Origin of the sequence: Halobacillus sp. BBL2006 (assembly GCF_000786645.1) — a bacterium.
Classification (GTDB): domain Bacteria; phylum Bacillota; class Bacilli; order Bacillales; family Halobacillaceae; genus Halobacillus.
On record NZ_JRNX01000023.1, the window covers coordinates 1 to 12,185 of the forward strand.

Annotated in this window: 12 protein-coding genes; 9 read left to right on the forward strand and 3 right to left on the reverse strand. The window is 39.8% G+C overall.

What is annotated here, in order from left to right:
• Positions 1-51 precede the first annotated feature (51 nt).
• Complete coding sequence (locus LD39_RS01100) at positions 52-810, reverse strand: TrmB family transcriptional regulator (protein ID WP_035541931.1); 759 nt, start codon at positions 808-810, stop codon at positions 52-54.
• Between the two features lie 141 nt (positions 811-951).
• Here LD39_RS01100 and LD39_RS01105 point away from each other — a divergent pair, with 141 nt between their 5' ends.
• Entirely contained in the window at positions 952-2,124 is a 1,173-nt protein-coding gene (locus LD39_RS01105) for an MFS transporter (protein ID WP_035541933.1), read from the forward strand.
• A 59-nt stretch (positions 2,125-2,183) separates the two neighbouring features.
• Here the strand turns inward: LD39_RS01105 and LD39_RS01110 are convergent, their stop codons facing one another.
• Both LD39_RS01110 and LD39_RS01115 read right to left on the reverse strand, forming a co-directional pair.
• Positions 2,184-3,956, reverse strand: coding sequence for a glycoside hydrolase family 66 protein (locus LD39_RS01110; RefSeq protein ID WP_052158673.1), 1,773 nt, complete (start codon positions 3,954-3,956; stop codon positions 2,184-2,186).
• 62 nt (positions 3,957-4,018) lie between these two features.
• Positions 4,019-6,565: a glycoside hydrolase family 31 protein gene (locus LD39_RS01115; RefSeq protein ID WP_035541935.1), complete on the reverse strand. Its 2,547-nt coding sequence runs from the start codon at positions 6,563-6,565 to the stop codon at positions 4,019-4,021.
• Positions 6,566-6,972: 407 nt separating this feature from the next.
• On the opposite strand from LD39_RS01115, the gene LD39_RS01120 reads away from it, so the two are divergent.
• From LD39_RS01120 to LD39_RS01155, 8 genes are all read left to right on the forward strand, one after another.
• Complete coding sequence (locus tag LD39_RS01120; protein WP_035541937.1) at positions 6,973-7,158, forward strand: YfhD family protein; 186 nt, start codon at positions 6,973-6,975, stop codon at positions 7,156-7,158.
• A 199-nt stretch (positions 7,159-7,357) separates the two neighbouring features.
• A complete protein-coding gene (locus LD39_RS01125; protein WP_035541940.1) occupies positions 7,358-8,269 on the forward strand; it encodes a glycine betaine ABC transporter substrate-binding protein in 912 nt (303 codons plus the stop codon).
• Between the two features lie 84 nt (positions 8,270-8,353).
• Positions 8,354-8,659 carry a hypothetical protein gene (locus LD39_RS01130; protein ID WP_035541943.1) on the forward strand — a complete coding sequence of 102 codons (306 nt, stop codon included), beginning with the start codon at positions 8,354-8,356 and terminating at the stop codon, positions 8,657-8,659.
• A gap of 137 nt (positions 8,660-8,796) precedes the next feature.
• The gene (locus LD39_RS01135; protein WP_035541946.1) at positions 8,797-9,603 is read left to right on the forward strand and encodes a VLRF1 family aeRF1-type release factor; all 807 of its coding nucleotides are present in this window, start codon (positions 8,797-8,799) and stop codon (positions 9,601-9,603) included.
• A gap of 189 nt (positions 9,604-9,792) precedes the next feature.
• The gene (locus LD39_RS01140) at positions 9,793-10,098 is read left to right on the forward strand and encodes an antibiotic biosynthesis monooxygenase (protein WP_035541948.1); all 306 of its coding nucleotides are present in this window, start codon (positions 9,793-9,795) and stop codon (positions 10,096-10,098) included.
• A complete protein-coding gene (locus tag LD39_RS01145) occupies positions 10,095-10,460 on the forward strand; it encodes a hypothetical protein (RefSeq protein WP_035541950.1) in 366 nt (121 codons plus the stop codon). The genes LD39_RS01140 and LD39_RS01145 overlap by 4 nt, the downstream gene beginning before the upstream one ends.
• Positions 10,461-10,473: 13 nt before the next feature.
• Entirely contained in the window at positions 10,474-11,133 is a 660-nt protein-coding gene (locus tag LD39_RS01150) for a B12-binding domain-containing protein (RefSeq protein ID WP_035541952.1), read from the forward strand.
• Positions 11,120-11,884 carry an STAS domain-containing protein gene (locus LD39_RS01155; RefSeq protein ID WP_035541954.1) on the forward strand — a complete coding sequence of 255 codons (765 nt, stop codon included), beginning with the start codon at positions 11,120-11,122 and terminating at the stop codon, positions 11,882-11,884. Before LD39_RS01150 ends, LD39_RS01155 begins: the two co-directional genes overlap by 14 nt.
• The last annotated feature ends 301 nt before the right edge of the window (positions 11,885-12,185 follow it).

Genomic DNA, 12,185 nt, shown 5'->3' on the forward strand with positions numbered 1-12,185 from the left:
AACGAGACATAATCCCGTATCCGATCTGGAGAAGATCGGATACGGGATTTTTTAATACCTTAACTTCATGAGAATATTTCTGATTTTTTCGTCTTGCATTAAAGTATCTTCATATTTTTGTGTAATTTCAGCAAGGGCAACATCGTGAAAGAAGAACTCCGTAAAAAATTTAACCAAAGGACTGGATAACGTTTGTATACCTTGCCATTCTCCCTGTTCGACACCGGCAAATAACAATTCCTTTTCATCGATGATCAGCAGTTGATATCGTTCAAGAGCTTCATGTCTTTCATCAGGCAAAAGTGTATGTGTCTGTGTGAGTAATGAATCCGTTTCTCCAATGGACATTACTTCAACGTTCACTCCTTCATCTTGTTTTTCCTCAAGCAATGGCAATAAAGGGAGGAGATCATCAGACCAGCCTGAAAAATAAATGCTGTGGGCGGCTTTCGTTAATGTCTGCCTGGAAAGGGAGTAGATTGCTTCGTTATTTTTGATCGTCCAAACACGATCATCTACGGGTTTTAAAGAATATTCCTTACTTTCCAGTTCCTCTACGTTTGTTTGGAACTCATCCGTCAATTTTTCAATGATCGTATCTAATGGGAGCGCTGTATAAAGTTTTTTTCGAACTGTAAACGAACTTAAAATTAAACCTTTATCTGCAAGGCGATTAAGAACTTCATACACTTTGGATTTCGGGACTTGTGAATATTTTACAATCGTTGTTGCATCTAGAGGAGAAGCACTTGCCGTCAACACTTCAAATACTTGGCTTTCATACTGGGTGAATCCGAATTTCTGTAACAAAATCATCCCTCTTCTCACATATTTCTAAGTAAAAGAATACATGGATTCTACTAATTCGTAAAATCGGCAATGATTCTCTTGTAATCTCCTTTTTATATGGTTACCATTGTAGTGGTAACCTATACGAAAGGAATCAATACTATGAATAAGAAAGTTTATCTATTAGCTTTAGTTGCCTTTGTGGTAGGGACAGTAGAGTTAATCATAGGTGGAACACTTGACCTTGTGGCGGAAGATTTGGGAGTGACACTTGGGCAGGCAGGTCTCTTAATTACGATTTTTTCACTTGTATTTGCGATCGCTTCCCCTGTATTGTTGACTCTGACCGCTCGAGTTGAGCGAAAGAGCCTTACTTTGTGGACCCTGTTTATTTTCTTTTTAGGAAATATATTGGCTTTTTTCAGCCCGAGCTATGCCATTCTTATGATAGCAAGGGTATTCACAGCTGCAAGCGGTTCATTACTTGTCGTTTTAGGAGTCACGATAGCCTCAGCAATTGTGCGAACTGAATATAGAGGACGAGCGATCGGAACCATTTTTATGGGGATCAGTGGATCTCTTGTATTAGGTGTACCGATTGGCCTTACGATTGGTAACGCATTCGGGTGGAGAGCCCCTTTTCTGCTCATCTCTATAATGACGTTATTTTCAATGGGAGCTGTCGCCTTTCTATTAGAAAAGATTGAACCAAAGCCGGTTTTATCCATTAAGAAACAACTGGAAACGCTAAAAAACCAAAAGATATTTTCAGCGCAACTCACTTCCTTCCTGTTCTTAACAGGACATTTAACGTTATATGCGTACTTAACGCCTTTCTTGAAATCGACGATGGGGCTAGATGGAACATGGGTGAGTATCGTGTACTTTATCTTCGGAGTGGCTGCTGTTTCCGGTGGCGGTTTCGGCGGTTTCTTATCAGACAAACTTGGTTCAGAAAAAAGTATCCTTGGAATTATCAGCGTGTTTGCTTTAGCCATTTTCGTCATTCCTTATGTCACTTTTTCCCTGCATGTATTTTTGTTTGTCATGATGATTTGGAGTGCATTAAGCTGGGCCATCACGCCTGCTCAACAAAATTATTTAATCACGTCGGCACCAGAGACTGCTGATATTCAGCAAAGCCTGAACAATTCAGCTTTGCATTTAGGGATTGCGTTGGGATCTACGATTGGAGCCATGGTTATTGAACAATCATCTGTGATGCACAATGCAACGGTTGGAGGATTTTTCGTGCTCATTGCCTTGGCTACTGCCTTTTTCTCTATCTCTCGCGGCCAAACCGTCTCCAATCAAGAAAACCTTAACCAGGCATAATGGAAAAAACCCCCACCTCAGGTCATCCAGTATTTGGAAACTTTGTGGTGGGGTTTCTTTTATTCATATTCGAACACAACCATATCCCAATATTTAATGTAGGGGATGGTAAATTGAACTTTATCATTGGATTGTGTAAACTCCAGCTCAATAGGTACACCGTTGTTCCAATCTGGTGAAGCTGCCCAGACCTTTTTAACTTTTTTTGATTCTTTAACAGTCAGAGAGAAATCTTTCCGCATTTTAGGTTGTGTTTGCGTTCCGTTTGTATCACGCCAGTTCATATGGTCAGTATCGTTGTAATTTAGAAAGTGAAAGATCTTTTTCTCACCTTTCTGTTTGGCAAAGGTGTAGACGCTCCCTTGCTTTGGTTGATGGGAAAGTGATACCCACTCAGAAGTCTGTGCGTCAACTTCTGCTGGCTCCAAATTGTCCCGTAATAAATTTTGATAGCCGACCATGAAGTCGTAATAGTGGGTAAGAGAGCTTTTTAACCGCTCTGACATTATCAATTTATTATGCGGAAAATACTCTTTGGAAAGCATGTGTTCTCCAAGCTCTAAATGTCCTCCGCCATGAGCAAATATCAGTGCATCTGTGTAAAGAATCCCGGCAGTGTTAAACGATCCTTCATTATCCGATTTATTGTAATTCATATAAGCGGCTAAGACTGTACTTTTTCCATGATTTTCTGCGTTCTCTTCAAGAATGTCCTTTAGCTGTTTGTAGGTTTTTGTTGGGTTCCACACCTCCGTGTACAGGAAGGGGGCTCCCGTTTTAGAAATTTGTACTTGGCCATATTGATTTACTGCGTTCATGATAATGGTTTGGTTAGGGAGTTGATTATGGACCGTTTTTAAGAAGTCAAAATAGGCGATTTCAAGATCTACAGATTCCCCATAAAAATTATAAACCTCTCCGCGATCTCCAAGCTGATCAATATGCCAGCCATCAAAAGGCAAATGATTAAAAACAATTTTTTGCTGCAGGATAATATATTGCTGCCACGCTTCATTCCCTGGGTCGGTGAGGAAGATATCACTTTTCCATTGATCAGGCAGATCGTGTGTATCAACTTCATCGCTATTTTGATCTTTATATAAATACCATTCGGGAAGAACACCATCGTCTTCAGCTTTTTCGAGGCTACCATTCAATAAATTGTAAGCCATTGTTTCGATATTTCGGTCATGAGACAGATTGATATAGTCTTTAAGCGTTTGAAAAGAGACGGGTTGATTTGCTATGTTCGCCCAATTTTTTTGAACATTCCCATCGGTCATTTTCAAAGGCAGATGATGCTCATCATGCCAGTCATAAAATTGCAGACCGTTGATGTGGTATCGTTTCAATTGATTAAGTACAGATTCCTTACGGTTTTTGCTCATTTCAGAGAAATCGGATAAGATTCCATACCTGGGAAACTTAGTCCAAGTGGAAGATACATCGATCGCTATGGATTGGCTCTCTTTTTCGTTTCCAACTGGGAATACTTTCACAAAATATCCACGATAGTCTTTTGCAGGGGGAGTCCAACTCCAATCTAAACTTTTACCCTCAACCATAATGATTTCCTCATCTATGATTTTGTCTAAATGGTAGTACTGTACTTTCAAATGGGTTTTGTCTTCTTTTGAATTTCGCAGGCGAGCGTGGAACTCAACCTGCTGACCAGGATGGTACCTTGCCATGTCTTTGCTGAGCTGCTCAACTACAGTCAGCTCTTTAATGGGTATGGCCGGGTTGTGCTGGTTTTTAACCAATGCAATGCTAAGCGTTATAATAATGAATAATAGACTGAAAAGGATGAATCTTAATCGTATTCTTTTCACATGAATCAACTCTTAAACAAAGAAAGGCTAACAGGCATGGCCTGCTAGCCTTAACTATTGTGTTATTTTTTCTTTCCTTTAAATTGAATTTTAACTTTTTTATCTTCATCAGCTGGGACATTTACATAAATAGTTTCGCTCGCTTCATCATAGAAATAAGTTTCTTGATTTGCTTTCACTTTCTCAAGGGAGTCTACAGCTTTATATTTTGAACCAGCAGCTTTAATTTTCTTCGGAGCATTCTCTCCGTTTAGCTTCAGTGTATAAGATTCTAAGTCAGAATCATAACCAGTCGCTTTTTTTTCATTTGTGAACTCAATATGCTTTCCTTTTCGTTCTACATGGAAGTTTGTAATGTTGTATTCTCCATCTTTATAATCAAGAGTCGCACCATCATCTTCGTAGAAGGAATAGCTTGCTTCGTCTTCAAGATACGTATCCAATACAAGGTTCTCCAGTGGTTTTTCTCCTGTGTATTGTTGAACTTCACGTGTTGGAATCATGGAATCTTTCTTCACGTAAATAGGAAGGTGAGAGAGTTCAGCTTCTGTATGAATCGTTTGACCGCCGTCATATTCTTCACCTGTCCAGAAGTCGACCCAAGTTTCGCCTTCAGGAAGGTAAACATCACGCTCTGTTTGTCCTTCTTTTACAACTGGAGCAAGCATCATGGATTCACCAAACATGAACTGATCGCTGACATTGTACGTATTCTCATCTTCCTGGAACTGGTATACAAGCGGCTGCTGTACAGGGGTTCCCTCTTCAGACGCCTGAATGAATGTGTTGTAAAGGTAAGGCATCAGTTTATAGCGCATTTCAATATATTTCTTACTAATGTCCTCGACTTCCTGACCGAACGCCCATGGCTCTTGTCCTTGCTTCACATCGGCTTTTTGATCACTATCATAGTGGATACGGGAGAACGGAAGGAATGCGCCGACCTCTATCCAGCGTGCGAACATTTCAGCATCTGGACGTCCAGCGAATCCGCCAATGTCATTTCCTACAAAAGGAACTCCCGAAAGGCCAATGTTCGTGTTCATCGGAATAGACATTTGTAAGTGATCCCATTCACTTACGTTGTCCCCTGTCCAAAGAGCAGCATAACGCTGGGAACCTGCAAACATGTCACGTGTTAATACGAATGGACGTGTATTCGGTTTATACATTTCGAATGCATCGTATGTAGCTTCAGCTTCATCATGCCCATAAAGATTGTGATATTCAGCGTGGGTCCGTTTGTTTTCTCCTTCACCAAAAGTAACATCAAGCGGCATCGTGTGATAGGGGCCGTCAAATACAGCTGGTTCGTTCATATCGTTCCAGACGCCATCAATTCCTTTATCAAATAGAATGTTATGTTTGCTTGACCACCATTGGCGAACTTCTTCTTTTGAAAAATCAGGGAAGACGGAGTCACCAGGCCAAACTTCTCCAACAAAATTCGTGCCGTCAGGGTTTTTAGCCCAATAATCGTTAGCTGTCCCTTCATCATACATGAAGTAACCAGGATCTTTTTTGACCGCTGGATCGTTAATCGTGATTTTGTGGAAGTTCATATCATCAAGTTTTTGATGAAGTGCTTCGCTGCCAAATTTATCGGACCAGGTAAACACACGATAATCATCCATATAATCGATATCAAAGTGCATCGTATCGACTGGAATTTCTTTTTCTCGGTAAGTTTCTGCTACACGCTCGATGTCTTCAGCTGTGTATTCCCACTTAGACTGATGTAAGCCAAGGGCCCATTTTGCTGGCTTATCCATTTTTCCTGTTAGTTCTGTGTAGCGATCCAATACATCTTCAATTTCTGGACCATACATGAAGTAATAGTTCAGTTTTCCATCGTCAGCGTAGAAATAGTAATAATTATCACTTTCACTGGCCATTTCGAAATAAGAGCGGTTTGTGTTATCAAAGAAAATCCCGTAGGCTTTTTCATCTTTGAGCCCCATAAAAAATGGGATGGACGTGTATAAGTATTTAGTATCAGGCTGATAGGCGTAAGCGTCAGTATTGAACATTCCAATGCTTTCACCGCGCTGGTTTACTTCCAGTCCGCCTTGTTCACCGAAACCATAAAATGCTTCGTCTTCATCTGTTTTCTTGTATACATATGGTTTTTCTCCATCATACCCGGCACCATTCTTCATGTAATCTTCATTGATCACATTGCCCTCTTTATCAAGGAATTTAATCCCGAAAGGCTCTTTTTTAATTTTTATCGTAATTTCATTTGTGGAAAGGGTGACTTCATTCCCCTTTTGAGAAAAGTCGAATTCTGGTGTTTCCCATTCTTTCTTCTTGATCGCTTCAGAAAAGTACTCTTCTTCCCCTTCTTTCAGGATGGATACTTTCGCCATGTCTTCAGAAAATAGTCGAATGAAAGCTTGTTGGTCAGAGGATAAATCGAGCATAACGCCATTGTCTACTTGTTTGACTCCTTCGACATGAAGTTGTTTTTGAACAGCTTCTTGGTTCAATTCTTGATCAGGATGGGGCTGAGTGACTGCCAGGACGTTAGGTGCCTGTGCAGAGAAGATCGTAGCTGCTATAGCTGTCGTAGCAACTAAGCGGGATAAATTTTTTGATGGTTTGTGCATGTTGTTGTTCACCTCGACTAAATTTTTGTGGCAACCGGTTGCGCACCTTTAACATTAAACATGTATAGACAAGTATGCAATAGCTGTAAGTTTCCGAGATGAAGGGTGTATAAAGGTCTAGCCATGCTGGTTTTAAAGTAATGGAAGCGTTTGTTTACAAATAGTGTAAAGGTTTGCAGGAAAAGTTAAATTGAACCTTTGTACTCAAGCTTTACAATTTTGTAACGCTATAGGGGTCATCGGTAGGAAGAATTGTAATATTTGTTTAGTTTCTTCTATAATTTAATGCTTTATTTTTATTTCAATCCGTAAGTATTTCTTCAAGGTGAATGATTCTTCTTCTATATAGAATATTTGGTTAAAAAAGAGAAACACTAAGAAGGATCATTATAAAGGAGGAGACTTTCATGGGTAGAGATGAACATCGTCATGCAAAAGGAAAGAAAAAGCATAAATTACCTCAAACGCCAAAGAACCAAAAGACAGATGGCATTGATGTAGAGTTCTCTGAAGAGTTAGCGGATCATGAAGATATGCAAGCATTAAAAAGAAGCAAAGCCGCAGACCGTCGCGCCAACTTAAGAAAACAATAACTGATATCCAATAAATTCCACCTCAGGTCATCCAGGATTTGGATGACCTGAGGTGGAAAGTTAAGGTAATAAAAAATAATAAACTTTATTGTTTTTTTGTACAGTTTAAATTGTTTAAACTTGAAAACTTTTATGCTATAATACGGTATTGTGATTGAGACGAATGACATGGATTATAATACTTAGAGGAGGAAATCAAATGTTACATTTACGTAAATGGCTTCCCGCTCTGTTTCTAGGGATGCTTTTAATACTGGCTGCTTGTGGAGGAAGTTCTGACAATGAATCAGATTCAGCCAATGGTGGCGAAGGCGAAAATAACGCAGAAACATCAGAAGACAAGGGAACAATCAGCATTGGAATGAATAACTGGGCAGAGAACGTTGCCGTATCTAATATGTGGAAGTTGGTTTTGGAAGACAAAGGATATAACGTGGAACTGAAACAGGTAGAAAAAGGGTTCCTATACGAAGCTCTTTCCTCTGGAGACCTTGATATTGGTATGGAAATTTGGCTGCCAAATACAGATAAAGCGTTCTATGATAAATACAAAGATGAAATTGATTGGCGTAAAGAATGGTACAAAGGAACAGAACTAGGTCTTGTTGTACCATCTTATATGAAAGATATTAATACAATCGAAGACTTAAAAGGGTCTGATGCATTTCCTGACAAGCAAATTGTTGGAATTGATGCAGGTGCAAGTATTATGTCTCTAACTGAAGATGCTATTAGTGAATACGATCTTGACTATGAGCTGGCAGCTTCTTCCGGTCCTACAATGACCACTGAGCTTAAAAATGCAATTGAAAGTGAAGAGCCAATCGTAGTTACCCTTTGGAAACCACACTGGGTGTTCGCTGAGATGGATCTTAAATTCTTAGAAGATACGAAGAAAGTCTATGGAGAGTCCGAGAACATTTCTTACGCAGCCCGTAAAGGACTTGAGGAGGATAACCCTGAAGTCGTTAAATGGTTCGATAACTTTGAGATGAACGACGATCAACTAGGCAGCTTGATGGCTTCTCTAAACGAAGCGGATAGTCCTGAAGAAGGCGCTCAAAAATGGATCGATGAGCATCAAGATGTTATCGATGAATGGACAAAATAATTTTAAAATGATGAAGCAATCTGCTCTCTTAAGAGCGGATTGCTTTTTTTTATTGTCGCTGTCCGCTTTAGGGAAAACAGGGAGTTGAAAAACTCTGCTTCAGATCAATTGACATATCATAGTTATCCAATCTCCGCACCATCGAATGGGAAAGTAGGTCGTCATAAATGGTTCAATCGTTCGAAAGCGACCAGTCCGATCAGAAAACAGTTTCTTCAATTCGAAAGATACGCTGAGACTAAAGGATATTGCAGGCACTGCAATGAGCCGATCGAACAATGGTTTCACAGGATCGGTCTTGAACCACAGAAGACGAATCTATATCAAAAAGTCCGATATGGAAATGAGTCATTGACGAAATCTGAAGAACATTTTTTTATAGGGAATTGAACTCGCTACGTGAGCAAATAGAGATGCTGAGTAATTCTGAGTCGAAAAATCGTAAATAGACTAGTTTAACGGTTCCTTTTTCAGGAAACATACTAATAGAAGTTAATCACTATTAGAAAAAAAGGAGTCGTTGTTTTATGGATTTAAATAAAGAAATCAAAAAACTAGAGCAGGTTCATTTAGAAAAACCCCAAAAAGTATTCACTATGTACTTAAACACCGACCCTTCTGATCCGGATCAGCAAGGCGGAGAATGGAAAATCCACCTGAAAAATGGTTTGAATAACTTTGAGTCCTATTTACAGGAAGACGGAGACTCAGATGAAAAGAGAAACTACTGGGCAGTAAAAGAAAAAGTCGAGCAATTCATCGAAGAAAATGAGCAGCATTTTGCCAAGAGTGTCGTTCTTTTTGCTACAGCAGATGAGACCGTATGGTTCGCAGAACGGTTCCAAATGCCTGTTAAAACGGAGTTCTATTGGGAAGAGACACCTGTACTTGACCAGTTGAAAGATATGCAGGAGAAGTTCCCGAGAACAGGAATCATTCTAACACAGAAGAATCAAATTAAACTGATCGATGCACAGTTAGGTAGTCTCAACGATACTCAATTGTTTGAATTAGATTTAGATACAGACGACTGGAGACAGCATCAGGGACCACATAGAGCTGAGCCTTCCATGGGCTCTGGAGGAGCGAAGAACTCTAAACAGGATCAGTTTCAGGAGAGGTTCGAAGCTAACCGTTACCGCTGGTACAAGAGTGTAGCTCCTAAGCTGGATAAGCTCGCCAAAGACTATGGATGGAAAAAGATCTATATGGTAGGAGATAAAGAAGAATTGAAAGATCTGCAGGACAATATGAATAAAGAGGCCGATGAAATGGTAAACAAGAACTTGCTTGACCACGAAGAGATGAAAGTTATCGACGAAGTGGTTCAATAAATTTACGGAGGCGCAGGCTGATTAAAGCCGGCGTCTTTTTCTGTTTTATAGAACATAAAAAAGAATCATGGCAGCAAGTTTCCTCCCCATCAACAAAGTTTTATCAGTAAAGCAATTATTATACAGGTAAAGCATTAGTGTGATAAGATAGTTTGTATTGAAAACTTTATTCGAATGGGGCTTTAAGATATGTACGTAGTGGATTCGACAGTCGTCGTTCCTGACCATAAAGCAGAAGATTTGATCCGGATTTATAGAAATCGTTCACGACTGGTTGATCAGGCGGAAGGATTCCTTTCCTTCCAGCTGCTACAAAATGACCGTAAGCCAGGTGAATTGACGGTCCATTTGGAATGGGCTTCGAAGCAGGATTACTTGAACTGGGCGAGGAGTGAACAGTTTAAGAAGATCCACGAATTAGAAAAGCAGTATCCCGACCAAGAACTGCAGGGCATCGTTCCAAAAGTCACTAAGTACGAGGTGGTAGCTCGATGAAAAAGGTGGAACAAGACCGTATTGTTCACCAAGTTGTTGAAGAAATATATGCAGATTATCCCTTTTTGTGGGAAAAATTCGGCCAGAATGGCAGAGACCGAACAGAAGAAGATAACTATCACCACCTTGATCACTTATATGCTGCCTACGAAATGAACAGTAGTGACTTCTTTATAGATTATACGAACTGGCTCAACAATGTTCTGACATCAAGAGGAGTAGGGACGCACCTGATTGTAGATAATTTTGAGCGTCTTCAGCGGTTGTTACAAGAGACGACTTTAGCCGATGAAGACGAGCATAAGGCTATGCTTCAATATTTGCATGAGGCGTTAATTCATTTACCTACCCTTTCAAAGTAAGAGGTGAATAAGTTTGAAAGAATACCAAGAAAAGCTGGCGCACTATTTTCTTGATGGAGATGAAGATGCTGCACTAGAATACATCAAGACTCTATTGAATAAATATCCTCGGCTTTATTTGTTCGAAGATGTTATTACGCCTGCGATGTATTATATAGGAGAATTATGGGAGAAAAATAAAATTTCAGTTGCGGATGAGCATTTGGCTACTGCCATTTGTGATTTTGTCTTATCAAAATTAGAAGCAGATTCTGATGGTATCAAAGGACATAAGCAAAAGAAATTCAAGGCAATATTATTCGGTGTTGAACAAGAACAGCATTATATCGGGTTGAAAATGGTAGCGGATACGTTCAAAGACAATGGATGGCGTGTAAGGTATCTGGGGCCTAATTTACCTCTTGCTCATTCCTTGGTTCAAATAGAAAAGTACAAGCCTGAAGTTATTGGTCTTTCGGCAGCTTTATCTTATCGGCTGCCTACTTTGAAAATTTTGATCGAACGGTTTAAAGATCTGCATTGGAAACCACTTATCATGGTCGGTGGCCGGATGGCCAAGAAATTCGACCTCAAGGAATTTGAGTCAGACCAAGTCATGGTTGTGAAGGATTTAAACCATCTCCACCAATGGTTCAAAGAAGGAAGGGAAGGCGTCATTAATGAAACTAGTTGAACGTGCCTTTCCGCTTCCTTACTATGTTATTAATAAAAATTTTCACATTCAATCCTTTTCTCGAGAGGCAAAAGATTTACACGGTCCTAAAGAGAATCTTTTAGACATCTTTGATCAGGATAGTCTTTCAAAGGTGAAAGATTGGGTAGTGCCTGAGATACAAAAAGCTTCTATAGAAATACATCTGAAGCCAACAGGTACAGAAGATCGTCTTATCACAGCCGATCTTTATGTCTCGTGGGAAAATGACTTATATGCACAAGTCATATTAATGCTGAAGGATAATAACCTTAATAAAGTTACAAGAACCTTAGATCAACTGAGATCGCGCTTAAACGATACCAACTTCGAACTGTTGGAAGAAAAAGAAAAGCTGGAGGAAGCAATCGAACAGAATAATCGATTGTCAGCTCCGTTTATCGAATTAACTACAGATACCGCTTTTGTTCCACTTTTTGGTGATTTAACACATGAAAAGATGTATGCCGTTGAAGATTATTTGCTGTATTCTTCGCAAAAGGATGAAATTGACCGGATTCTTTTTGATTTTACAGCTGTAGGAAATCTGCAAAAAGAGGGAGTCCAAGTATTTATCAATATTATGACCTCTCTTTTTTATATGGGTCCAGAAATTGTGCTAATCGGTATTCAGCCAGAACAAGCAAAGCGTTTGAGTGAAATGAATTTACCGTCTGAGGTAATTTTTATCAACTCTCTTCAACAGGCGATTATGAAATATTGCAGTCAATAAAGAGGCTGGGACAAAAGTATTTTAGCCATTCTAAAAACCGAACGATGGTGAAATTCTTATGATAAGATTTCACCATCGTTCGGTTTTTCATGGTAGATTAGCGGAACAAATCCGATTCCTGCCATTACTTCGGGCATTTGTCTTGTAAGGTGGAAGTAGGGCCGCTCCGACAGAATGCTTCGCTGAGAAAACTAAACATGCAGAAGAATGAATTAGACCATTCCAGCGTAGGAAACACATGGAGACTTCTGCGGGATGAAGGCATCGGTGAGACCCCACAGTGCGCAGCGTGAAGAGGCTC